20 protein-coding genes are annotated in these 24,618 nt (G+C 65.8%); 12 read left to right on the forward strand and 8 right to left on the reverse strand.

The annotated features are described in order from the left end of the window. Positions 1–234: 234 nt before the first annotated feature. A complete protein-coding gene (locus A7X97_RS11260) occupies positions 235–2,118 on the forward strand; it encodes an ATP-binding cassette domain-containing protein (protein WP_061477914.1) in 1,884 nt (627 codons plus the stop codon). Between the two features lie 287 nt (positions 2,119–2,405). Here the strand turns inward: A7X97_RS11260 and A7X97_RS11265 are convergent, their stop codons facing one another. Then, entirely contained in the window at positions 2,406–2,867 is a 462-nt protein-coding gene (locus tag A7X97_RS11265) for a c-type cytochrome (RefSeq protein ID WP_005416218.1), read from the reverse strand. Positions 2,868–2,876: 9 nt separating this feature from the next. Further along, complete coding sequence (locus A7X97_RS11270; protein ID WP_111007932.1) at positions 2,877–3,242, reverse strand: c-type cytochrome; 366 nt, start codon at positions 3,240–3,242, stop codon at positions 2,877–2,879. 205 nt (positions 3,243–3,447) lie between these two features. Here A7X97_RS11270 and A7X97_RS11275 point away from each other — a divergent pair, with 205 nt between their 5' ends. Genes A7X97_RS11275 through A7X97_RS11285 form a run of 3 tightly spaced genes read left to right on the forward strand, consistent with a single transcriptional unit; the run spans position 3,448 to position 11,194 of the window. Then, entirely contained in the window at positions 3,448–4,593 is a 1,146-nt protein-coding gene (locus A7X97_RS11275) for an efflux RND transporter periplasmic adaptor subunit (RefSeq protein WP_049411461.1), read from the forward strand. Next, entirely contained in the window at positions 4,590–8,111 is a 3,522-nt protein-coding gene (locus A7X97_RS11280; RefSeq protein ID WP_111007933.1) for an efflux RND transporter permease subunit, read from the forward strand. The genes A7X97_RS11275 and A7X97_RS11280 overlap by 4 nt, the downstream gene beginning before the upstream one ends. Next, positions 8,108–11,194, forward strand: a complete 3,087-nt coding sequence (locus tag A7X97_RS11285; RefSeq protein ID WP_111007934.1) for an efflux RND transporter permease subunit — start codon at positions 8,108–8,110, stop codon at positions 11,192–11,194. Before A7X97_RS11280 ends, A7X97_RS11285 begins: the two co-directional genes overlap by 4 nt. A 252-nt stretch (positions 11,195–11,446) precedes the next feature. On the opposite strand, the gene A7X97_RS11290 is transcribed toward A7X97_RS11285, so the two are convergent. The 6 genes from A7X97_RS11290 to ykgO form a co-directional block, all read right to left on the reverse strand. Then, positions 11,447–12,667 carry a TraB/GumN family protein gene (locus A7X97_RS11290; RefSeq protein WP_088496762.1) on the reverse strand — a complete coding sequence of 407 codons (1,221 nt, stop codon included), beginning with the start codon at positions 12,665–12,667 and terminating at the stop codon, positions 11,447–11,449. Between the two features lie 4 nt (positions 12,668–12,671). Further along, positions 12,672–13,202 carry a GNAT family N-acetyltransferase gene (locus A7X97_RS11295; RefSeq protein WP_005416225.1) on the reverse strand — a complete coding sequence of 177 codons (531 nt, stop codon included), beginning with the start codon at positions 13,200–13,202 and terminating at the stop codon, positions 12,672–12,674. A gap of 14 nt (positions 13,203–13,216) precedes the next feature. After that, positions 13,217–14,104: a carbon-nitrogen hydrolase gene (locus tag A7X97_RS11300; protein WP_005416226.1), complete on the reverse strand. Its 888-nt coding sequence runs from the start codon at positions 14,102–14,104 to the stop codon at positions 13,217–13,219. A 162-nt stretch (positions 14,105–14,266) separates the two neighbouring features. Next, positions 14,267–15,304, reverse strand: coding sequence for an agmatine deiminase family protein (locus A7X97_RS11305; RefSeq protein WP_005416227.1), 1,038 nt, complete (start codon positions 15,302–15,304; stop codon positions 14,267–14,269). A gap of 39 nt (positions 15,305–15,343) precedes the next feature. After that, positions 15,344–15,643, reverse strand: coding sequence for a hypothetical protein (locus A7X97_RS11310; RefSeq protein ID WP_227837998.1), 300 nt, complete (start codon positions 15,641–15,643; stop codon positions 15,344–15,346). A 175-nt stretch (positions 15,644–15,818) separates the two neighbouring features. Beyond that, positions 15,819–15,944 (reverse strand): type B 50S ribosomal protein L36, encoded by a 126-nt coding sequence (gene ykgO / locus A7X97_RS11315; protein ID WP_005409283.1) that lies wholly within the window; start codon positions 15,942–15,944, stop codon positions 15,819–15,821. A 197-nt stretch (positions 15,945–16,141) separates the two neighbouring features. Here ykgO and cmk point away from each other — a divergent pair, with 197 nt between their 5' ends. The 8 genes from cmk (at position 16,142) to galU (ending at position 24,428) form a co-directional block, all read left to right on the forward strand. Beyond that, the gene (gene cmk / locus A7X97_RS11320; RefSeq protein WP_061477909.1) at positions 16,142–16,819 is read left to right on the forward strand and encodes a (d)CMP kinase; all 678 of its coding nucleotides are present in this window, start codon (positions 16,142–16,144) and stop codon (positions 16,817–16,819) included. A 198-nt stretch (positions 16,820–17,017) separates the two neighbouring features. Then, positions 17,018–18,703 carry a 30S ribosomal protein S1 gene (gene rpsA, locus A7X97_RS11325; protein ID WP_005416230.1) on the forward strand — a complete coding sequence of 562 codons (1,686 nt, stop codon included), beginning with the start codon at positions 17,018–17,020 and terminating at the stop codon, positions 18,701–18,703. An 87-nt stretch (positions 18,704–18,790) separates the two neighbouring features. Then, on the forward strand, positions 18,791–19,096 hold the full coding sequence (locus A7X97_RS11330; RefSeq protein WP_005409286.1) for an integration host factor subunit beta: 306 nt from the start codon (positions 18,791–18,793) through the stop codon (positions 19,094–19,096). Between the two features lie 77 nt (positions 19,097–19,173). Then, the gene (locus tag A7X97_RS11335) at positions 19,174–19,458 is read left to right on the forward strand and encodes a LapA family protein (protein WP_061477908.1); all 285 of its coding nucleotides are present in this window, start codon (positions 19,174–19,176) and stop codon (positions 19,456–19,458) included. 6 nt (positions 19,459–19,464) lie between these two features. Then, positions 19,465–20,643, forward strand: coding sequence for a lipopolysaccharide assembly protein LapB (gene lapB / locus A7X97_RS11340; RefSeq protein ID WP_005416232.1), 1,179 nt, complete (start codon positions 19,465–19,467; stop codon positions 20,641–20,643). A gap of 3 nt (positions 20,644–20,646) precedes the next feature. Continuing rightward, positions 20,647–21,636 (forward strand): MraY family glycosyltransferase, encoded by a 990-nt coding sequence (locus tag A7X97_RS11345; protein ID WP_111007935.1) that lies wholly within the window; start codon positions 20,647–20,649, stop codon positions 21,634–21,636. Positions 21,637–21,639: 3 nt separating this feature from the next. Beyond that, positions 21,640–23,553 carry a polysaccharide biosynthesis protein gene (locus tag A7X97_RS11350; protein WP_032954120.1) on the forward strand — a complete coding sequence of 638 codons (1,914 nt, stop codon included), beginning with the start codon at positions 21,640–21,642 and terminating at the stop codon, positions 23,551–23,553. Next, positions 23,550–24,428: a UTP--glucose-1-phosphate uridylyltransferase GalU gene (gene galU, locus A7X97_RS11355; protein ID WP_072168277.1), complete on the forward strand. Its 879-nt coding sequence runs from the start codon at positions 23,550–23,552 to the stop codon at positions 24,426–24,428. Before A7X97_RS11350 ends, galU begins: the two co-directional genes overlap by 4 nt. Positions 24,429–24,618: the final 190 nt, after the last annotated feature.

A 24,618-nucleotide genomic window follows, 5' to 3' on the forward strand; every position in this document is an offset into this window, starting at 1 on the left:
GCAACGCCTGCAACCCCGGCAAGCAATGGCTGCCGGGGTTGCAGGCGTTGCTGGGGGAGGTGGGGTAGCCGGGATCCATCCGCACAGCGCGAATTCCACGACGGGATCCGCGCCCCGCCGTCCCACAGGAAACCAGCTTTTTGACGTTGCCGTTGAGGCTGCCGGCCAGCGGTCGGCACTACCGCGGGTGCCGGGTGCAACCCGGCCGACGCCCCCAACCCGTACAATATCCGGATGCCTCTGATTACTCTGCAGAACGTCGACTTCAGCGTCGGCGGCCCGTTGTTGCTGGAAAAGGCCGAACTGTCGATCGAGCCGGGTGAACGCATCGCCCTGATCGGCCGCAACGGCGCCGGCAAATCCACCTTGCTCAAGCTGCTGTCCGGCGACCACAAGCCCGATGACGGCGAAGTCCGCGTGCAGCAGGGCGTGCGCGTCACCCGCCTGGAGCAGGAAGTGCCACATGGCGCCGCCGGCTCGGTGTTTGACGTCGTCGCCGATGGCCTCGGTGAACTGGGCCAGTGGCTGGCCGAATTCCATCACCTCAGCCACGCCGAAGTATTTGATGGCGAAGCCCTGGGCAACGTGCAGGCCAAGATCGACGCCGCCAACGGCTGGGGCCTCGATCAGCGCGTCAGCGAAACCCTGACCAAGCTCGACCTGGACGGCGAGGCCGAGTTCGGCCGCTTGTCCGGCGGCATGAAGCGCCGCGTGCTGCTCGCCCGTGCGCTGGTGTCCAGCCCCGACGTGCTGCTGCTGGACGAACCGACCAACCACCTCGATATCGAAGCCATCGACTGGCTCGAAGCGTTCCTGAAGGGTTGGAGCGGCAGCGTGGTGTTCGTTACCCATGACCGCCGCTTCCTGCGCGCACTGGCCACCCGCATCGTCGAGATCGACCGTGGCCAGGTCACCAGCTGGCCGGGCGACTGGGCCAACTACGAGCGTCGCCGGGAGGAACGCCTCAACGCGCAGGCGCAGGAAAACGCGCGCTTCGACAAGCTGCTGGCGCAGGAAGAAGTCTGGATCCGCCAAGGCATCAAGGCGCGCCGCACCCGCGATGAGGGCCGCGTGCGCCGCCTGAAGGCGATGCGCGTGGAGCGTTCGCAGCGCCGTGATCTCAGCGGCAACGTCAAGATGGAAGCCGCACAGGGCATCAGCTCTGGCAAGAAGGTCATCGACGTCAAGGATATTTCGTTCGCCTTCGGTGAGCGCACCATGGTCCGCGACTTCACCACCACCATCATGCGCGGCGACCGCATCGGCCTGATCGGCCCCAACGGCAGCGGCAAGACGACGCTGCTGAAGCTGCTGCTGGGCGAGCTGCAGCCGGCCAAGGGCGAAGTCAACGCCGGCACCAACCTGCAGATCGCCTATTTCGACCAGTACCGTGCGGTGCTGCGCGAAGACTGGAGCGCGATCGAGAACGTGGCCGAAGGCCGCGATTTCCTCGAGTTCAACGGCAAGCGCAAGCACGTGCATGCCTACCTGCAGGACTTCATGTTCACCCCGGAACGCGCGCGTGCGCCGATCACCCGCCTGTCCGGTGGCGAGCGCAACCGCCTGCTGCTGGCCAAGCTGTTCGCGCAGCCGTCCAACCTGCTGGTGATGGACGAACCGACCAACGACCTGGACGTGGAAACCCTGGAGCTGCTGGAAGAGCTGCTGGGCGAGTACACCGGCACCCTGCTGCTGGTCAGCCATGACCGTGACTTCATCGACAACGTGGTGACCTCCACGCTGGTGATGGAAGGCGACGGCGTGATCGGCGAGTACGTCGGTGGCTACAGCGACTGGCAGCGTTATGCGGCCAGCGTGGCAGCGCCTGCCGCGACCCCCGCCGCCAAGCCGGCAGCCGCAGCACCTGCCGCGCCGGCTGCTGCCACCCCGGCTGCGCCCAAGCGCAAGCTGGCCTACAAGGAAGCGCGCGAGCTGGAGCAGCTGCCGAAGACCATCGAGAAGCTGGAAAGCGATGTCGAAGGGCTGACCTCGGCGATGAACGATCCGTCGTTCTACACCCGCAGCAGTGCCGAAGTGACCGCGCACACCCAGCAGCTGGCCAAGGTGCAGGCCGAGCTGGATGCCGCGTACGCGCGCTGGGAAGAGCTGGAAGGCTGAGCGGCTACCACGGCCGTCTCGCCCTGCGGGCGGCTGTGGTTTTTGATCTGATTCCGCCTTGAAGCGAGCCGAGCACCGCAGGTCCGGCGAGGGCGAAGAGGCGCGGGTGTCTGAGCGCAGCGAGTTCCCGCGCCGTCCCTCGGTGGACCGAGGAGCGCAGGGTACCGGTGCGTAGCATCGGCTCGCGGACGGCGGAGCGCTTCTTTTGGTTACTTTTCTTTGCGAGCAAAGAAAAGTAACGCCCATGAACGCATCAGATTGCAGCAGTCATGATCCGCGCAGAGCGGTCATTTGACTCCGTGCAGATCCCGCAACTGGCTCGGCCGGCTGCCGAAATACGCCGCCAGATCGGCGATGTCCTGATCGCTCAGGTCCTTCGCCTGCGGCGTCATCAGCGCATGCTGGCGGTCGCCGGCGCGGTAGGCCTGCAGCGCATGCGCCAGATAGTCGCCGTACTGGCCACCCAGTTTCGGATAGGTCGGATCGATCGGCGCATTGCCGTCGGCCCCATGGCAGTCGATGCAGCTCTGGTTGGTGGCCTTGCCCTTCACCTTGGCGCGGGCTTCACCGGCGGCCTCGCGGCCTGCCGGCAGGCCAGCGGAGGACGAAGAACCGTGTTCGCCGCTGGCATGGCCCGGGTCGGCGGCGGATTTCTCGCTGTTTTCCACCTGCGACTGCGAACAGGCCGCCAGCAGCAGGGCAACGGACAGGGCGATGGCGTGACGCATCGGATGCGCGGCTTTCGACATGGGCGGGCCTTACTTGACGGTGGACAGGTAAACAGAGAGATCGGCGATCTCCTGTTCGCTGAAACTCATCGACTGTGCCTGCATCGTCGGATGCCGGCGCTTGCCCTGGCGGTACTCGGTCAGGGCCTGGGCCAGGTACTGCTGGGTCTGGCCGCCGATCTTCGGCACCCGGTAGCTGGGGTAGGCGTTCTTGTAGCCGGTGATGCCGTGGCACCCCTGGCAGGTGTAGGCCAGGACACGGCCATTGTCGAAGTTGCCGGTGGGCGTGGCAGGCGCCGGCGCGGGTGTGGCAGGAGCGGGAGCGGGCTGTGCGGCGGCCCCAAGGGGCAGGAGGACGGCCAGAGCGAGACAAGCGGCGAGCGGCTGCGGGCGCATGGTGTCGTTTCCGGGGATTCGGGTCTGGTCGTTCCGGCGTGGGGTACGGAACGACCCGAGTATAGCCTCAGGTTTCATCTAGCTGAAATGGGGGCGGGCCGACCACCGGCGTGAAGACACCATGACCTTTGGGATATGGTGTTGCCGTGAAGTGGTGCATTACTTTGCTACCACACCTGTCCACGCATCCTCCAGGGACCTGACGATGTCGCACCCAACTTTCCTGTCCGGCCGTCGCAGCGGAATCTGCGCTGCCGCACTGCTGATCTCCACCTCCCTGCTGCTGGGCGGTTGCGCCGCAGGGCCCAATTCCGAAGCCAAGGCTGCCGAGACCAAGGAGGAGAAGAAGGTCGACGCAGTCCCGGTCGAAGTGGCGGTGGCCAGCCATCGTGCCGTCGCGGCCAGCTACACCGGTACCGCTGCACTGGAGCCACGCGCAGAGTCGCAGGTGGTCGCCAAGACCTCCGGCGTAGCCCTGGCGGTGCTGGTCGAGGAAGGGCAGCGGGTCACCGCCGGCCAGCCGCTGGTGCGGCTGGACCCGGATCGTGCACGCCTGGCCGTGGCGCAGAGCGAAGCGCAGATGCGCAAGCTGGAAAACAACTACCAGCGCGCACAGAAGCTGGTCGGCCAGCAGATGGTCAGCGCCGCCGATGTCGACCAGCTGCGCTACGACCTGGAGAACGTCCGTGCGCAGTACCGCCTGGCCACGCTGGAGCTGTCCTACACCACGGTGGTGGCACCGATCTCCGGTGTGATCGCCTCACGCTCGATCAAGACCGGCAACTTCGTGCAGATCAATACACCGATCTTCCGCATCGTCGACAACTCGCGGCTGGAGGCCACCCTCAACGTACCCGAACGTGAGCTGGCCACCCTGCGTGCCGGCCAGCCGGTGACGCTGGCGGCCGACGCACTGCCGGGCCAGAGCTTCACCGGCACCGTTGACCGCATCGCGCCGGTGGTGGACTCGGGCAGCGGCACGTTTCGCGTGGTCAGTGCCTTCGATGGCGCCGCCCACGCGCTGCAGCCCGGCATGTTCGGCCGCATCCGCATCGATTACGACCAGCGTGCCGATGCGCTGGTGGTGCCGCGCCTGGCGTTGCTCGATGACGGTGAACCTGCGGTGTTCCGCGTGCGCGAAGGCAAGGTCGCACGCGTTCCGGTCAAGCTGGGTTACGCCGAGGGCCCGTGGGTGGAGATCCGTGATGGCCTGGCGGCCGGTGATCAGGTGGTCACCGCCGGCAAGGTCGCCCTGCGCGACGGCACCACGGTGCAGGTGATTGCCGATCCGAAGGCGAAGGCGGTCGCGGCGGCCGCCAAGCCCGCAGACAAGGCCGGGAGCAAGCAATGACTGCCCCGGGCCACGACCACGGTGCCTCGCCGGCGAGCGACGGCGCCGCCGCCGGCATGCGCGGCGGCCTGGTGGAATTCGCCACGCGCCGCCGCGTGACCATCGCCATGTGCACGGTCACCCTGCTGCTGTTCGGCCTGATCGCGCTCGGCAACCTCAAGGTCAACCTCCTGCCCGACCTGAGCTACCCGACGCTGACCGTGCGCACCGAATACACCGGTGCGGCGCCGACCGAAATCGAAACCCTGATCACCCAGCCGGTTGAAGAAGCGGTGGGCGTGGTCAAGAACCTGCGCAAGCTGAAGTCGGTCTCGCGCACCGGCCAGAGCGATGTGGTGCTGGAGTTCGCCTGGGGCACCAACATGGACCAGGCCAGCCTGGAGGTGCGCGACAAGATGGAAGCGCTGAACCTGCCACTGGAGGCCAAGGCCCCGGTGCTGCTGCGCTTCAATCCGTCCACCGAGCCGATCATGCGCCTGGTGCTGTCCAACAAGGTCGCGCCGACCAGCGATGCCGATGCGGTCCGCGAGCTGACCGGCCTGCGCCGCTATGCCGATGAAGACCTGAAGAAGAAGCTGGAGCCGGTCACCGGCGTGGCAGCAGTGAAGGTGGGCGGTGGCCTGGAAGACGAGATCCAGGTCGACATCGACCAGCAGAAGCTGGCGCAGCTGAACCTGCCGATCGACACCGTCATCAAGCGTCTCAAGGACGAGAACATCAACATCTCCGGCGGCCGCCTGGAAGAGGGCTCCCAGCGCTTCCTGGTGCGTACCGTCAACCAGTTCGCTGACCTCGAGGAAATCCGCAACCTGCTGGTCACCACCCAGGCCGCCAACGGCAGCGCAGCGGATTCGGCGCTGCAGCAGATGTTCAACATCGCCGCGTCGACCGGTTCGGCGGCAGCCATCGCGGCGGCGTCGGCGGCACAGAGCGCATCATCCGGCGGCGGCTCCAGCGTGGTCGCCAACGGCGTGCCGGTGCGCCTGAAGGACGTGGCCACCGTGCGCCAGGGCTACAAGGAGCGCGAAGCGATCATCCGCCTGGGCGGCAAGGAGGCGGTCGAGCTGGCCATCTACAAGGAAGGCGACGCCAACACCGTGTCCACCGCCGAAGCGCTGCGCAAGCGCCTGGAGCAGATCAAGGGCACGTTCCCGTCCGATGTCGAGCTGACCACCATCGAGGACCAGTCGCGCTTCATCGAGCACGCCATCGCCGACGTCAAGAAGGACGCGGTGATCGGTGGCCTGCTGGCGATCCTGATCATCTTCCTGTTCCTGCGCGATGGCTGGAGCACGTTCGTGATCAGCCTGTCGTTGCCGGTATCGATCATCGCCACGTTCTTCTTCATGGGCCAGCTCGGCCTGAGTCTAAACGTGATGTCGCTGGGTGGCCTGGCATTGGCCACCGGCCTGGTGGTGGATGACTCGATCGTGGTGCTGGAGAGCATCGCCAAGGCTCGTGAGCGTGGCCTGGGCATCCTGCAGGCGGCGATCGCCGGCACCCGTGAAGTGAGCATGGCGGTGGTTGCCTCGACCCTGACCACCATCGCCGTGTTCCTGCCGCTGGTGTTCGTCGACGGGATTGCCGGACAGCTGTTCCGCGACCAGGCGCTGACCGTGGCGATCGCCATCGCGATCTCGCTGCTGGTGTCGATGACCCTGATCCCGATGCTGAGCTCGCTGAAGGGGCGGCCACCGCTGGCGTTCCCGGAAGAGGCGCCGAACGCAGCATGGCAGCCGCAGAAGCGCTGGCAGAAGCCGGTCGCGCTGGGCCGCCGTGGCGTGGTTGCCAGCGCGCGCTGGAGCTTCTATGCGCTGGCCTGGCTTGTCGTGCGCGTGTGGCGTGGCGTGGTGGCAGTGGTCGGCCCGGTGATGCGCAAGGCCAGTGATCTGGCGATGAAGCCCTATGCAGGCGCCGAGCGAGGCTACCTGCGCCTGCTGCCGAGTGCGCTGGCGCATCCCGGCAAGGTGCTGGGCGTGGCAGCCATCATCTTCGTGGCGACCATGGCGCTGGTACCGATGCTTGGCGCGGACCTGATTCCGCAGCTGGCGCAGGACCGGTTCGAAATGACGGTGAAGCTGCCGGCCGGCACGCCGCTGAAGCAGACCGATGCGCTGGTGCGCGAGCTGCAGCTGGCGCACGGCAAGGGGGAGGGCGTGGCCTCGCTGTATGGCGTCAGTGGCAGCGGCACCCGGCTGGATGCCAGTCCGACCGAAAGCGGTGAGAACATCGGCAAGCTGACTGTGGTGATGGAAGGTGGTGGCAACGCGCGCACCGAAGCAGCAATCACCGAGCGCCTGCGCGGCACCATGAGCCAGCACCCGGGCGCCCAGGTCGACTTCGCGCGGCCGGCATTGTTCAGCTTCTCCACGCCGTTGGAAATCGAACTGCGCGGGCAGGACATGGCCACCCTGGAAGTGGCCGGGCAACGCCTGGCGGCGATGCTGCGCGGCAATGCGCACTACGCCGACGTGAAATCGACGGTGGAAGAGGGCTTCCCGGAAATCCAGATCCGCTTCGACCAGGAACGCGCGGGTGCGCTGGGCCTGACCACCCGCCAGATCGCCGACGTGGTGGTGAAGAAGGTGCGCGGCGACGTCGCCACCCGCTACAGCTTCCGTGATCGCAAGATCGACGTGCTGGTGCGTGCCCAGGAAGGTGACCGCGCCAGCGTCGAGAGCATCCGCCGGCTGATCGTCAATCCGGGCAGCAGCCGCCCGGTCACCCTGGACGCAGTGGCCGACGTGGTCGCCACCACCGGCCCCAGCGAGATCCATCGTGCCGACCAGACCCGGGTGGCGGTGGTATCGGCCAACCTGCGCGACATCGACCTTGGCGCCGCCATGCGCGAAGTGCAGCAGATGGTGACCGAGCAGCCGCTGGGCGCGGGCGTTGGCCTGCACATCGGTGGCCAGGGCGAGGAGCTGGCGCAGGCGGCGAAGTCGCTGATCTTCGCCTTTGGACTGGCGATCTTCCTGGTCTACCTGGTGATGGCCTCGCAGTTCGAGTCGCTGCTGCACCCGTTCGTGATCCTGTTCACCATCCCGCTGGCGCTGGTCGGCGCGATCCTGGCGCTGATGCTGACCGGCAAGCCCATCTCGGTGGTGGTGTTCATCGGCCTGATCCTGCTGGTCGGCCTGGTCACCAAGAACGCGATCATCCTGATCGACAAGGTCAACCAGCTGCGCGAAGCCGGCGTGGCCAAGCATGAGGCGCTGGTGGAAGGTGCGCGCTCGCGCCTGCGCCCGATCATCATGACCACGCTGTGCACGCTGTTCGGCTTCCTGCCGCTGGCGGTGGCGATGGGCGAGGGCGCCGAAGTGCGTGCACCGATGGCGATCACCGTGATCGGTGGCCTGCTGGTGTCGACGCTGCTGACGCTGCTGGTGATCCCGGTGGTGTACGACCTGATGGATCGTCGCGGCGACGCCTACTACCGTGAGCGCGGCCGCAAGCACGCCGGCGAGATCGAGCCGGGCGCAGCAGGCAGCGCGGCGGGTGTGGAGGAGCCGGCATGAGCGTTGCCGAGTTCTCCATCCGCCGCCCGGTCACTACCATCATGTGCTTCGTGTCGCTGGTGGTGATCGGCCTGATCGCTTCGTTCCGGCTGCCGTTGGAGGCGCTGCCGGACATCTCCGCGCCGTTCCTGTTCGTGCAGATCCCGTACACCGGTTCGACGCCCGAGGAAGTGGAGCGGACCATCATCCGCCCGGTCGAGGAGTCGCTGGCGACGATGACCGGCATCAAACGCATGCGCTCATCGGCCACCTCCGAGGCGGCGCTGATCTACATCGAGTTCAGCGACTGGGACCGCGACATCGCCATTGCCGCGTCCGACGCGCGCGAGCGTATCGATGCGATCCGCAGCGACCTGCCCGACGACCTGCAGCGCTACAACGTTTTCAAGTGGTCCAGCAGTGACCAGCCGGTACTGAAGGTGCGCCTGGCCAGCACCACCGACCTGACCACTGCCTATGACATGCTCGACCGTGAGTTCAAGCGGCGCATCGAGCGCATCCCGGGTGTGGCCCGCGTCGATATCACCGGTGCACCGCCGAACGAGGTGGAGATCGCCATCGATCCGAACCGGCTCAACGCGCATGGGTTGAGCATCAACGAGCTGAGCGAGCGCCTGCGCACGCTGAACTTCTCGATCTCGGCCGGTCAGATCGACGACAACGGCCAGCGCGTGCGCGTGCAGCCGGTGGGCGAGATCACCGACCTGCAGGAAATGCGCGACCTGGTGATCAACGCCAAGGGCCTGCGCCTGGGCGATATCGCCGACGTGCGCCTGAAGCCGGCGCGGATGAACTACGGGCGCCGTCTGGACGGCAACCCGGCGGTGGGCCTGGATATCTTCAAGGAGCGCAGTGCCAACCTGGTGGACGTCTCGCGTGCGGCGCTGGCCGAAGTCGAGGCGATCCGCGCGCAGCCGTCGATGCGCGACGTGCAGATCAAGGTGATCGACAACCAGGGCAAGGCAGTGACCTCGTCACTGCTGGAGCTGGCCGAAGCCGGTGCGGTCGGCCTGATCCTGTCGGTGACGGTGCTGTTCTTCTTCCTGCGCCATTGGCCGTCGACGCTGATGGTGACCCTGGCCATTCCAATCTGCTTCACCATCACCCTGGGCTTCATGTACTTCGTCGGGGTGACGCTGAACATCCTGACCATGATGGGCCTGCTGCTGGCCGTGGGCATGCTGGTCGACAACGCCGTGGTGGTGGTGGAGAGCATCTACCAGGAGCGCGAGCGCATGCCGGGGCAGCCACGGCTGGCCTCGATCATCGGCACCCGCAACGTGGCCATCGCGCTCAGCGCCGGTACGCTGTGCCACTGCATCGTGTTCGTGCCGAACCTGTTCGGCGAGACCAACAACGTCAGCATCTTCATGGCGCAGATCGCGATCACCATCTCGGTCTCGCTGCTGGCCTCGTGGCTGGTCGCGGTCAGCCTGATTCCGATGCTGTCCGCACGCATGGCCACACCCAAGCTGGTGCACTCGCAGACCGGCCTGATCGCGCGCCTGCAGCGGCGCTATGCACAGTTGCTGGACTGGTCGCTGCATCACCGCGGTTGGAGCCTGCTCGGCATCCTGCTGGTGGTGCTGGTCAGCCTGGTGCCGATGAAGCTGACCAAGGTCGACATGTTCGGTGGCGAGGGCGGCAAGGACATCTTCATCGGCTACATGTGGAAGGGCGCCTACACCTACCGGCAGATGTCCGAGGAAGTGGCGCGCGTGGAGAGCTGGATCGACCAGAACCGCGAGCGCCTGCACGTCAAGCAGGTGTACTCCTGGTACAGCGAGCAGGAAGGCAGCTCCACGGTGGTCACCCTGGACGAGAAGTACGCCAAGGACATCAAGGCGCTGCAGGAAGAGTTGCGCAAGGGCCTGCCGAAGTCCGCCCGCACCGACTATTTCGTCGGCAACCAGGGCGGCGATGGTGGGGGTGGCGGCAACCAGGGCGTGCAGGTGCAGCTGGTGGGCGATTCCAGCTCGATGCTGCAGGAGATCGGCCAGGAAGTGGTGCCGTTGCTGGCGCAGCGTGCCGAACTGCGGGACGTGCGCATCGACAATGGCGAGAAGGGCGGCGAGCTGAAGGTGCGCGTCGACCGTGAGCGTGCCGCAGCGTTCGGCTTCAACGCCGAACAGGTGGCCAGCTTCGTCGGCCTGGCGCTGCGCGGCGCACCGATGCGCGAGTTCCGCCGCGGTGACAATGAAGTGCCGGTGTGGGTGCGCTTTGCCGGCGCCGAGCAGAGCAGCCCGGAAGACCTGGCCGGTTTCAGCGTGCGTACCGGCGATGGCCGCAGCGTGCCGCTGCTGAGCCTGGTCACCGTGGACGTTGGTTCGTCGGCCACCCAGATCGGCCGTACCAACCGTCAGACGACATTGACCATCAAGGCCAACCTGGCCGGGAAGGTCACCGCGCCGGACGGGCGCAAGGCGATCGAAGCCGTGCTCAAGCCGATGAACTTCCCGGCCGGCTACGGCTTCACCTTCGATGGCGGCGACTACGGCAACGATGATGAAGCCATGCAGCAGATGGTGTTCAACCTGCTGATCGCGCTGGTGATGATCTACGTGGTGATGGCGGCGGTGTTCGAGTCGCTGCTGTTCCCGGCGGCAATCATGAGTGGCGTGCTGTTCTCGATCTTCGGCGTGTTCTGGCTGTTCTGGATCACCGGCACCTCGTTCGGGATCATGTCCTTCATCGGCATCCTGGTGCTGATGGGCGTGGTGGTGAACAACGGCATCGTGATGATCGAGCACATCAACAACCTGCGGCGCAGCGGCATGGGCCGTACCCAGGCGCTGGTGGAAGGCTCACGCGAACGCCTGCGCCCGATCATGATGACCATGGGCACGGCGATCCTGGCGATGGTGCCGATCTCGCTGACCGACACGCAGATGTTCGGCAATGGCCCGGAGTACTCGCCGATGGCGCGTGCGATTGCCGGCGGCCTGGCGTTCTCGACCGTGGTCAGCCTGCTGTTCCTGCCGACGATCTACGCGGTGCTCGATGACCTGCGTAATGCCGTGACGCGCCTGATCCGCCGTGCGCGTGGAGTGGAAATGGTAGAGCCGGGCGCTGCCCGGCTGTAACGCACGTCAACGTGTTGTGGTGTGGGGGAGGCCGGTCGTAGTGGGGCGGTCTCCCCCTTTTTTTGCTCGCCGCGTCTGCTTGCCTCTGTAGAGCCGAAGGCAGCGGCAGGAGCCGCTGCCAACGTCGCTTGCGACGGCCCGGAGGGTGTCGGCCAGGACGGCCGGCATAGCCATGCTCGGCTGCTGTTCGCCGCGTTGCGGCATCGCCCGGGCATGGGCTCGGGCGCTACAGATTCTGTGGCCGGTTGAGGCTTACCCCGCCACCTTGCCCCACACCTTGAACGTGGTCAGCCACAGGCCGAGCATGCTGCCGATGTTGGTCAGCATGAAGGTCAGCACCACGCGGGTAACGCGATTGCGGTACCAGCCCTTCAGGCTCTGCGCATCGTCGCGCAGCTTCAGGAAGTCCTCGTAGGCTGGCTTGCGCACACGCGCTTCCACCAGTGCCGAGAAGGCGCCGGTCGGGATGCTCAGGCGGAACGGCTTGAACGGGGCCACCGCGATCGCGGTGAGGATGCTCAGCGGGTGACCGCCGGCCAGAAGGCAGCCCAGGCCGGCCAGGCCGCCGGTATACATCGCCCAGGTTGCCAGCAGCTCGGTGCCTACGCCCAGGCCGCCGCGGTAGAAGCCTACGCCGATGCCGGTCGCCACGATCGCCAGGATGCCCAGCGTGAACCACGGGATGTTGCGCTTCTTCGGCACCGCCTCCAGCTCGGCGCGCAGCGGCGCCGGTGCCTCGGTGTCGGTTTCCAGGTGGCGTGCCAGACCCGCCAGGTGGCCGGCTCCGACCACTGCCAGCACTTCGCGCTGGTGCGGGTCGTGTTCTTCGCGCAGGCGGGTGGCCATGTAGCGGTCGCGCTCGCCGATGATGGTTTCGTACAGCGCCGGGCTCTCGCTGGCGAACTCACCGAAGCTCGATTCCAGCATGTCGCCCTGTTTGAGCTTCTCGATCTCGTTCTCGCCCACTTCCTCGGACGAGAACAGGCCGGCGCCGAGGCCGGCAACCAGCTTCAGCTTGCCGAAGAAGCCCAGCCGTTGCGACGCGCGGCGGAAGGTCAGGCCGACCTCGCGGTCGATCAGGTGCACCGGCAGGTTGCGTTCGCGGGCGAGTTCCACCGCACGTTTCAGCTCGGCACCGGGCTCGATGTCGAGTTGCTCGGCCAGGCGGCGCTGATAGGCGGACAGAGCCAGGTTGGCGGCGAACAGGGCGACGCGGCCCTTGCGGATCACCTCGACCAGGTCGAGCTTGGCGAGTGTGTCGGGGTCGCTCAGCGCCTGCAGGCGCTGCGGGTCCAGCTCGACGGCAACGGCATCGAAGCGGCCGCTGTCGATGGCTTTTTCAACGGCCTCGACGCTGGCGCGGGAGACGTGGGCGGTGCCCAGCAGGGTGTAGCGCACGCCGTCGCGTTCGACGACGCGCACCGGCTGGCCGGCGAACAGGTCGTCGCCGGTCTCGGGAAGGGTTTCGGTCATGGGTTCATTCATTGGAGGGTGCGGTGTCGGCGCCATCGCCGAGCGCGCGCTGCATCTGTACGGTGTCCAGCCAGCGGCCATGCTTGCGGCCGAGGCCACGGAACACGCCCACCAGCTCGAATCCGAAGCGTTCGTGCAGCTTGATCGAGGCGGTGTTGGTCGGTTCGCCGATCACCGCCACCATCTGCCGGTAGCCACGTGCCACGCAGGCGTCGATCAAGGCCTGCAGCAGGCCGGTGCCGACACCCTTGCCCTGGAACGCGGCATCGACGTAGACCGAGTTCTCCACGGTCCACTGGTAGGCAATGCGGGTGCGATAGGTGTTGGCATAGGCATAGCCAGCCACCTGGCCGTCGATCTCGGCGACCAGGTAGGGGAAGCCACGATCGATGATGTCGCGCATGCGGCGCAGCATCTCGGTCGCGTCCGGGATGTCGTACTCGTAGGTGTTGACGAAATCGGTCACTTCCACCGCGTAGATGGCGGTGATCGCGTCGATGTCGGCCGGGCCGGCATCACGGATGAGGACGGCCATGCGCGGGCTCCGGCTCAGTCGATGTAGCGCTTGAGCAGGTCGCCGTATGCATCGATGCGGCGATCGCGCAGGAACGGCCAGATGCGGCGCACATGCTCGCTGCGCTGCAGGTCGACGTCGCACAGCAGCACGGTGGCCTCGGTGCCGGCCTCGGCCAGGAACTCGCCCTGCGGGCCGAGCACGTGGCTGTTGCCCCAGAACTGGATGCCCGACGCGCCCAGCGGCGACGCCTCGTGGCCGACGCGGTTGCAGCTCAGCACCGGCAGGCCGTTGGCCACGGCGTGGCCACGGTGGCTCAGCACCCAGGCGTCGCGCTGGCGGGTCTTCTCGTCCTGCACGTCGTCCGGGTCCCAGCCGATTGCGGTCGGGTACAGCAGCAGTTCGGCGCCGGCCAGCGCCATCAGGCGCGCCGCTTCCGGGTACCACTGGTCCCAGCACACCAGCACGCCCAGGCGGCCCACCGAAGTGTCGATCGGCTTGAAGCCGATGTCGCCCGGGGTGAAGTAGAACTTCTCGTAGAAGCCCGGGTCGTCCGGGATGTGCATCTTGCGGTACTTGCCGAGCAGGCTGCCGTCCTTTTCAAACACCACGGCGGTGTTGTGGTACAGGCCGGCAGCGCGGCGCTCGAACAGCGAGCCGACCAGCACCACGCCATGCTTCTTCGCCAGTGCGCCCAGGCGCTCGGTGCTTGGGCCCGGAATGGATTCGGCCAGGTCGAATTCGTCCACCGATTCGTGCTGGCAGAAATACGGGCCGTTGTGCAGTTCCTGCAGCAGCACCAGCTTGGCACCCTGCGCAGCCGCCTCGGCCACGCGTGCTTCGATCACCGCCAGGTTGGCGGCGGCATCACCGTGGTTGCGCTCCTGGATCAGGGCGACGGTAAGGGGGCTGCGCGAGTTCATGCGGGGCGTTCCTGCGGGGGAAAACCTGCATGTTAGCGCGGATGGGCGGCGACGGCGTGTTGCGCGCTGAATGGGTGATGGTCGTGCCGGCCGCTGGCCGGCATCCCCATCAATCCGTCAGGCATTGCCTGGTTGCCGGCCAGCGGCCGGCACTCCCTTTTCTCAGACCTTCAACAACCCGGCCGGCAGCTGCATGGTGATGCAGTGCAGGCTGCCGTTCTGCCAGATCAGCGAGCGGCAAGGCACCTGCACGATCTCGCGACCCGGATGCGCCTGGGCCAGCACATCACGGGCCAGGTCGTCGGCCGGGTCGCCATAGGCCGGCATCAGCACCGCGCCGTTGACGATCAGGTAGTTGGCGTACGACGCAGCAAGACGGCGGCCTTCGTCGATCACCGGCCGCGCCCACGGCAGCGGGAACAGGCGATACGGCTGGCCGTCCTTGGTGCGCAGCGCGGCCAGCTCATTGCCCATCGCCTGCAGCTCGGCGTAGTGCGAATCGCTCTCGTCGTCGCAGGCCTGGTAGACGATGCTGTCAGCGGAGGCGAAGCGGGCGAGGGTGTCGATGTGGGCGTCGGTGTCGTCGCCTTCCAGGTAGCCGTGGTCCAGCCACAGCACGCGGTCCTGCTGCAGCCAGTCGGCCAGGTCGGCGCTCAGGCTGGCGCGGTCGCGGTCCGGGTGGCGTTCGTGCAGGCACTTCCAGGTGGTCAGCAGGGTGCCTTCGCCGTCGGTCTCGATGCCACCGCCTTCCAACGCGAACGGAATGCTGCGCACCGGGGCGTCGTTGAACACGCCAGCCTGGTCGAGCACGCCCACCAGCTGGTCATCCAGGGTGGCGTCGAACTTGCCGCCCCAGCCAGTGAAGCGGAAGTCCAGCAGCTGGAAACCGCCGTCGGCGCGGCGCAGGGTGATCGGGCCGGAGTCGCGCAGCCAGGTATCGTCGTAGGCGGCCGTGGTGAAGTGGACCTTGTCCATGTCGATGCGGTTGGAGCGCAGCCGCATTTCGGCATAGGTCTCCACATCGTCGTCGGCCACGCAGATCAGCACCGGCTGGAAGCGGGTGATGGCCGCGACCAGGGCGATGTAGGTCTCTTCCACCTGGCCCAGGCGGTCGGCCCAGTCGGTGTCGGCGGTGGGCCAGGCAATCAGGACGCCGCTCTGGGCTTCCCACTCGGCAGGAAAACGAAGGGTCTGGTTCATGGTCTCGCTACACAGGCCCGCCCACGGCGGGTAAAGGGATCAACGGATCGGTGGTTTCGGGCCGATTTCGTTCGGGTCCGCCTGGTTGGCCACCACGTCGATCACCTTCTGCTTCTCGAAGTAGACGGTGAACTGCGGGTACACCCAGCGGTTGATGGTCGGCCACTGCCGCTTCTGCCCGCCACGCGGCTGCAGTTGTTCGCTGGGCGCGCCGAACTGCGCCTGCACCTGCTGCATGCTCTGGCCGCGCACGGGCAGGGCACCGGCCGGCTTCTCGCGGGCACGGTCGACAAGCAGGGTATCGGCCAGTGCCGGTGTGGCGGCGGCCAGGGTGGCCATTACGGCCAGGGCGGACAGGTAACGCTTCATCTCGATCTACTCCCCAGTGGTCAAGAAAGGCGATTACAGCAAAAACGGCAGGAAAAAGCCGCATAAACAAAAAACCGCCCGAAGGCGGTTTCTTGCATCGGGTCGGCCCCGCGTAGGGCCAGCCGCAGCCGGAAGGCTGTGAGGCTTAGCGCTGACGCGCCTTGAAACGCGGGTTCGACTTGCAGATGACGAAGATCTTGCCACGACGACGCACGACCTTGCAGTCACGGTGACGGGCCTTCGCCGACTTCAGGGAGGACAGGACTTTCATGGCATACCTCGGCGTAAACAGTAGTTGTTCGGGTGGAGCGTGGCCGCGATATGCGAAAGACAATCGGCAGTTGACGCTCGTTCAAGCCCGCCATTCTACCGGGCTTTTCCTCATGGTTTCAAGTGGTTGCACAAAAGATCCCGCTGGGGGCGTCTGGCAGGGGCTAGAATGGCCTCTTCACACGCTCTGGGACCCCCATGAATCCACTCGCTCCCGTCCTGACCATCGACGGCCCATCCGGGGCCGGCAAGGGTACCATCAGCCGCATCATCGCGCGCAGGCTGGGCTGGCATTACCTGGATTCGGGCGCGCTGTACCGGGCGGTGGGCGTGGCCGCAAGCTGGGCCGACATCGACACCTCCGACGCCTCCGCGCTGGTCCGCTGCACCTTTGACACTCACGTTCAGTTTGTCGAGCAGGGCGATGCCATGCGAGTCATGGTCAACGGCACCGATGCCACCGACGAGCTGCGCCTGGAGACCACCGGGGCGCTGGCCTCGGCCATTGCCGCCATCCCGGAGGTCCGGGCCGCCTTGAAGGAGCGGCAGCGCGCATTCAGGGAACTGCCAGGCCTGGTCGCCGACGGCCGCGACATGGGCACGGTGATCTTTCCGGACGCTCCCTACAAGGTCTTCCTGACCGCCAGTGCCGAGGAGCGCGCCGAGCGCCGGCATAAGCAGTTGAAAGACAAGGGGGTTTCTGTTAACTTTGATGACCTCCTGCGCGAGATCATGGCCCGCGACGCCCGTGATGCTCAGCGTACCGTGGCGCCCCTGAAGCCGGCAGACGATGCTGTCCTCATCGACACCACAGGCATCGGCATCGATGATGTCGTTGCCCGAGTGATGGATCTGCTTCCGGTTCCGGCTGCCTGATCCGTTCGCGCGGGAGCACTGCCAGCCGCATCGGCAGTGGTCGCGCATAGCAGTGCTGTACCAGCCCCGTCGCGCAATGATGCGTGGCGGTTTTCCTACTACACACGACCTGCGTTTCCGGGGTCGACCAACAGGCGGGCGGTCGCCATTCCCCTGAAGGGGACGCCTCCGACCCATGTGTCCAACAGAGTAAATCTAATGACCGAATCATTTGCCGAACTGTTTGAAGCCAGCCAGGCCAACCTGGCCAAGCTGAAGCCGGGCGCCATCGTCAGCGGTACCGTTGTTGAAGTCCGCGGCGACGTCGTGGTGATCAACGCTGGCCTGAAGTCCGAAGGCATCGTGCCGATCGAACAGTTCCGTAACGACGCTGGCGAAATCGACGTCGCCGAAGGCGACATCGTCAAGGTCGCCCTCGACTCGATCGAGAACGGCTTCGGCGAAACCGTCCTGTCGCGCGAGAAGGCCAAGCGCGCGATGGTGTGGGACGAGCTGGAAGAAGCGTTGGAGAAGAACGAAACCATCACCGGCCGCATCAGCGGCAAGGTCAAGGGTGGTTTCACCGTGGACATCAAGGATGTCCGCGCCTTCCTGCCGGGTTCCCTGGTCGATGTGCGCCCGGTGCGCGATCCGGCCTACCTGGAAGGCAAGGAACTCGAGTTCAAGCTCATCAAGCTGGACCGCAAGCGTAACAACGTCGTGGTCTCGCGCCGCGCTGTCGTCGAAAGCGAGCACTCGGAAGAGCGCGAGCAGCTGATGGACAAGCTGCAGGAAGGCGCGATCCTGAAGGGTGTCGTCAAGAACCTGACCGATTACGGCGCGTTCGTGGATCTGGGCGGTATCGACGGCCTGCTGCACATCACCGACATGGCGTGGAAGCGCGTGCGTCACCCGTCGGAAGTCGTGAACGTCGGCGACGAGCTGGACGTCCGCGTGCTGAAGTTCGACCGCGAGCGCAACCGCGTTTCGCTGGGCCTGAAGCAGCTGGGCGAGGATCCGTGGGACAACATCGGCCGTCGTTACCCGGCCAACAGCCGCGTCTTCGGCAAGGTCTCCAACGTCACCGATTACGGCGCGTTCGTTGAGATCGAGCCGGGCGTCGAAGGCCTGGTGCACGTCTCCGAGATGGATTGGACCAACAAGAACGTCAACCCGTCCAAGGTTGTCCAGGTGGGTGATGAAGTCGAAGTGATGGTGCTGGACGTCGATGAAGAGCGTCGCCGCATCTCGCTGGGCATGAAGCAGGTTGCCGCCAATCCGTGGGAAACCTTCGCTGCCACCCACAAGAAGGGTGACAAGGTGTCGGGCCAGATCAAGTCGATCACCGACTTCGGCATCTTCATCGGCCTGGACGGCGGCATCGACGGCCTGGTCCACCTGTCCGACATCAGCTGGAACACCACCGGCGAAGACGTCGTTCGCAACTTCAAGAAGGGCGATACCCTGGACGCCGTCGTCCTGGCCGTCGATCCGGAGCGCGAGCGCATCTCCCTGGGCGTGAAGCAGCTGGAGCAGGATCCGTTCGGCCAGTACATGGCTGCCAATCCGAAGGGTTCCAAGGTCGAAGGCGTGGTGAAGGAAGTCGACGCCAAGGGCGCGATCATCGAGCTGGCTGACGGCATCGAAGGTTACGTCTCGGCCCGCGACATCGCCAACGAGCGCGTTGACGACGCCACCCAGCACCTGAAGGTCGGCGACAAGGTCGAAGCCAAGTTCGTGGGCATGGACCGCAAGGGCCGTACCCTGCAGCTGTCGATCAAGGCCAAGGACGACGCTGAAATGCGCGAAGTGCTGGAGGAATACCAGTCCTCTTCGGCTTCCAGCGGCACCACCCAGCTGGGCGCGCTGCTGCGTGCACAGCTGAACGGCAACAAGTCCGAGTAATCGGCCTTAGGCTGTTTGATGTTTCCTGGACGGCCCGGGCATTGCCCGGGCCGTTTCAGGCTGAGATGCCCCTGATGTGAGCCGGTAATGACCAAATCCGAACTGATCGAAATCCTTGCGCGCCGCCAGGCGCACCTGAAGGCCGATGATGTCGATCTGGCGGTGAAGTCGTTGCTGGAAATGATGGGCGGATCGCTGTCCGCCGGGGATCGCATCGAAATCCGTGGATTTGGCAGCTTCTCGCTGCACTATCGTCCGCCGCGCCTGGGTCGCAACCCGAAGACCGGCGAATCGGTTGCCCTGCCGGGCAAGCATGTCCCCCATTTCAAGCCGGGCAAGGAACTGCGCGAGCGGGTCAGCAGTGTGCTGCCGCTGGACGCCGATCCGGCCTGAGCCTGCCGTCGCGCCACCGCGTGCGAATCCAGCCGCGAGTCGGATAAGCTACGGACTCCTGCCACTGGAGCTGTCGCATGAAGGTTTTTCGTCTGCTGGTCCTGCTGGCGGTACTCATTCTTGGGTTGATCATCGGTGCCATGAACATGGACGAGATGACTATCAACCTTGTTTTCACCCAACTGAAGACCTCGGTCGGCGTGGCAATCATTGCCGCATTGCTGATCGGCGTCATCGTCGGTGCTGGCCTGGTGCTGGTGAGCGTGGTCATTCCGCTCTACGGCCAGCTGCGTCGCGCCAACAAGTCCGCTGCCGCTTCGCCGGCACCGGTTGCTTCCCCCCAATCTTTTGATGGACGTTGATCGAAGATGGATTTCGTCACCGAGTGGTTCTGGTTCTTCCTGTTCGTACCGCTGGCCGCACTGGCCGGCTGGGTGATCGGGCGGCGTGGTGGCCAACGCCACGGTGACAGCCAGGTCAGCCGCCTGTCGAGCACCTATTTCCGTGGCCTGAACTACCTGCTCAACGAGCAGCCGGACAAGGCCATCGAGCTGTTCCTGCACATCGCCGAGCTGGACAAGGAAACCTTCGAGACCCAGGTCGCGCTGGGCCATCTGTTCCGCCGTCGTGGCGAGGTCGACCGCGCCATCCGCCTGCACCAGGGCCTGGTCAATCGCCATGACCTGAGTGACGCACAACGCGTGCAGGCCCTGCTGGCCCTGGGCGAGGACTACATGAAGTCCGGCCTGCTGGACCGTGCCGAGACCGTGTTCACCGAGCTGGCCCAGCTGGATCAGCGCGCACCGCAGGCGCTCAAGCACCTGATCGGCATCTACCAGGCCGAGCGTGACTGGGAAAAGGCGATCGACAACGCCACCCGTTTCGAGGATGTCACCGGCGAGCCGATGGGCAAGCTGATCGGGCAGTTCGAGTGCGAACTGGCCGAGCGATTCCGTGGCGCCGGCAAGCTGGAAGAGGCGAGGGCAGCGATCGCCCGCGCCTATCAGGCCGACGCGATGTCGGTGCGCGCCGGCATCATCGAGGGCCGGTTGGAAACCGACGCAGGCAATCCTGAGGCCGCCGTGCGCGCCTTCGAGCGCGCCGCGCGCAACGATCCCGAATACCTGCCGGAACTGCTGCCGGCGTTGATGCAGAACTATCGCAAGGTGGGCGATCTGGCAGGTGCGCGCGCGTTCCTGTCGGAGATGACCGAGCATTACCGTGGCATTGCCCCGGTGCTGGCGCTGACCCGGCTGATGGAGGAGCAGGAAGGCGTGGCCCCGGCGCGTGCCTACCTCGGCCGCCAGCTGAAGGATCGCCCGTCGGTGCGTGGCGAGTCCGCGCTGATCGACCTCACCCTCGCCGAGGGCGCCGATTCCACCGCCACCCTGCATGACCTCAAGCACATCACTGACCAGCTGCTGGTGCGTAACCCGGCCTATCGCTGCACCCGCTGCGGCTTCGGTGCGCGTACCCACCACTGGCAGTGCCCGAGCTGCAAGGAGTGGGGAACGGTCAAGCCACTGCTGAACTACGCGGTGCTCTGATCCATGCCCTGGCTTGTGATGGGCGCGCTGCTGGGGCTCGCCCTGCTGAGTGCGGTGCTGACCTGGGCTGCACGTGGCTATGCGCTGCGCCAGCAGTTGATGGACCAGCCCGGCGAACGCCGCAGCCATAGCGTCGCTACACCGCGCGGTGGCGGCATCGCCATCGTCATCAGCCTGCTGGTGACTGCAGCCGTGGCCATCTGGGCCTGGCCCGAGAGCACGCCGACAGTACTGGTGGCCAGCCTTGGGCTGGTGCTGGTGGCCGGTATTGGCTGGTGGGACGACCACAGGCCCCTGCCGGCGATGCGTCGCCTGCTGGTGCATTTCATCGCCGCGGCGCTGCTGGCCGGCCTGGTGAAGGTGAATGGCGGCAGCTGGCTGTTGGCGGCGCTGGTGCTGTTGTTCACCGCCTCACTGATCAACATCTGGAATTTCATGGACGGCATCAACGGCATTGCCGCCAGCCAGGCCGTCGTGGCGATGCTGGGGCTGGCGCCGGTGCTGCCGTGGCCGTACTCGCTGGCTGCCGTGGCCCTGGGCCTGGCCTGCCTTGGATTCCTGCCGTTCAACTTCCCTCGGGCCCGGATCTTCATGGGCGATGTCGGAAGCGGCGCGTTGGGGTACGCGGTCGCAGCGGTGCTGGCGCTCGCCAGCGTGCGTACCGATATCAACTGGATCCTGCTGCTGGTCCCGGTTTCGCCGTTCCTCGTGGACGCGGGCTTCACACTGCTGGCGCGCATCATTTCGGGACAACGCTGGATGGAACCCCATACCCAGCACGTCTACCAGCGCGCGGTGCAGGCAGGAGCCAGTCACCCCCAGGTGACAGGGATGTACTTTGCTTTGGGCCTGTTCAGTATTACAGTGTTCAATGTCTGCTCCAATTTGCAGCCGAGGTGGGAGGCTGCCGTGGCGATCGCGTGGTTCACCGCGCTGAGCGTCCTCTGGCTCCTCCTGCGCAATGGAATGCGCTACCGACAAGGAAATACCTGACTTATGGCTTCACCCTGGCGGGACAGAATCCTCGGCCTGATGCCGCGTTCGGCCATCGTCTGCCACGACCTCTTCATGGTCTGGGCATGCTGGCAGTTGCTCCATGCAGGGCGTTACTCGATCCTGCCCAACGCTCCGGCGCTGCCCCTGTGGAACGTCGATACCACCCTGGTGCTGCTGCTGCAGGGCCTGGTGTTCTGGCGCGTGGGCCTGTATCGCGGGCTATGGCGGTTCGCCAGCGTCAGCGACCTGCTGAACATCTTCAAGGCCAGCTTCATCGGCATGGTCGCCATCGTCCTGGTGCTGATGTGGAAGCGCTTCGACGGCGTGCCGATGTCGGTGCTGGTGATCTACCCGTTCGCGCTGTCGGCCCTGCTGGGCGCACCGCGCCTGCTGTACCGGGCCTGGAAGGATTACCAGGCACTGCAGTCCGATTCCAGCGCCCGCCGCGTGCTGATCCTCGGCGCTGGCCAGGCGGCGGAAACACTGGTGCGCGACCTGCGTCGTTCCGGCAACTTCGAGCCGGTCGGGCTGCTCGACGATGCACCGCACCTTCGGGGTGCCAAGCTGCAGGGCCTGCCGATCCTCGGCACCCTGGATGACGCCCCGACGGTGGTCCGCGAGACCGCTGCCAAGCTGCTGGTCATTGCCATGCCGTCACTGGACGCCGCAGGCATGCAGCGCGTTGTCGCGATCTGCGAAAGCACCGGTGTGCCGTTCCGTACCGTGCCCAAGCTCAGCGACATCCTGCAGGGCCAGTCGCTGCCGGGCCAGCTGAAGGAAGTGGCGATCGAAGACCTGCTGGGCCGCAAGCCGATCATGCCGGACTGGAACCTGATCCGCGGCTGGTTGGGTGGGCGCACTGTGATGGTTACCGGCGCCGGTGGTTCGATCGGCTCGGAGCTGTGCCGCCAGTGCGCGCGGCACGGTGCTGGTCGCATCATCCTGCTGGAGATCAGTGAACTGCTGTTGTTGACCATCGAAGGCGAGCTGCGGCGCAGCTTCCCCGATGTCGAGATCGAGGCGGTGCTGGGCGACTGTGGCGACCCTGCCGTGATCCGCCACGCGCTGTCACTGCACCCGGTCGATACCGCCTTCCATGCCGCCGCCTACAAGCACGTGCCGGTGCTGGAGCGCCAGCTGCGCGAAGCGGTGCGCAACAACATCCTGGCGACCGAGAACGTCGCCCGCGCGTGCCTGGAAGCCCGCGTGGAGCATTTCGTGTTCATTTCCACGGACAAGGCGGTCGACCCGGTCAATGCGCTGGGTGCGAGCAAGCGCTACGCCGAGATGATCTGCCAGAGCCTGGACCAGAAGTCCACGCACACCCGTTTCGTCACGGTGCGCTTCGGCAACGTGCTGGCGTCGGCCGGCAGCGTGGTGCCGCTGTTCCGCGAGCAGATCCTGCGCGGTGGTCCGGTCACGGTCACCGACCCGGAAGTCAGCCGTTACTTCATGACCATCCCCGAGGCCTGCCAGCTGATCCTGCAGGCGGCCGCGTCGGCGTCGCATGGTGCGATCTACACCCTGGACATGGGCGAGCCGGTGCCGATCCGTGTGCTGGCCGAGCAGATGATCCGCCTGACCGGCAAGCAGCCGTACAAGGACATCCAGATCATCTACACCGGCCTGCGCCCGGGCGAGAAGCTGCACGAGACCCTGTTCTATTCGGACGAAGACTACCGTTCGACCGCGCACCCGAAGATTCTCGAGGCCGGCGTGCGTACGTTCTCGCGCGACCTGGTGCTGGGCAATGTTCCGCGCCTGCGTGAGGCGATTGCCAGCTACGACACTGCCAGCATCCAGGAAATCCTGTTTGCGACGATGCCGGAATTCTCGCCAATCGAACAGGATGCTTACATTTCATCCGCTAAAGTCGTGCCCTTTCCGGCACGTGAGGCAAACAGGCACCAATGAGCAAGCGAATTCGCAAGGCAGTTTTCCCGGTGGCAGGACTGGGAACGCGTTTTTTGCCAGCAACCAAGACTGTGCCGAAGGAGATGCTGCCGATCATTGATCGGCCGCTGATCCAGTACGCCGTTGATGAAGCCATCGAAGCCGGCTGCGACACGCTGGTGTTCATCACCAACCGCTACAAGCACGCCGTCGCCGATTATTTCGACAAGGCCTACGAGCTGGAGCAGAAGCTCGAGCGCGCCGGCAAGCAGGAGCAGCTGGAGCTGATCCGGCATGTGCTGCCCAATGGCGTGCGCGCGATCTTCGTGACCCAGGCCGAGGCGCTGGGCCTCGGGCACGCAGTACTGTGTGCCAAGGCTGTGATCGGTGACGAGCCGTTCGCGGTGCTGCTGCCCGACGATCTGATCTGGAATCGCGGTGCCGGTGCGCTGAAGCAGATGGCCGACCTCAATGAGGCCAGCGGTGCCAGCGTTATCGCGGTCGAAGACGTGCCGCACGAAAAGACCGCCAGCTACGGCATCGTCGCCACTGAGGCGTTCGATGGCCGCAAGGGCCGCATTTCGCAGATCGTAGAGAAGCCGAAGCCGGAGGACGCGCCGAGTGACCTGGCGGTGGTCGGCCGCTACGTGCTGAGCCCGAAGATCTTCGAACTGCTGGAACAGACCCGGACTGGTGCCGGTGGCGAGATCCAGCTGACCGATGCGATTGCCGAGCTGCTGAAGACCGAAGAAGTCGATGCCTATCGTTTCGAGGGCACCCGCTTCGACTGCGGTACGCACCTGGGGCTGGTGGAGGCGACGATCCGCTTCGCGCTGGACAACCCGAAGCTGGCCGGCCCCGCGCGGGAGAAGCTGGCGGCGATGCTGGCGGAATAAGGGGTTTATCAAGCGCTCCGTCAGCGCTTTGATTGATACATGGGGGAGGGGGCGGATGGCCCTCTCCAAAACACGCCAAAGCCCTTCCATGGTGCTCGATGGCGCCATCCCTGGCGCCAACGGTTTTGGAGAGGGCCATCCGCCCCCTCTCGACAGTTTCCTGCGGGCGCGGACGGGAAGGAGAATAAAA

Source organism: Stenotrophomonas sepilia (genome assembly GCF_003244875.1).
GTDB classification, from domain to species: Bacteria; Pseudomonadota; Gammaproteobacteria; order Xanthomonadales; family Xanthomonadaceae; genus Stenotrophomonas; species Stenotrophomonas sepilia.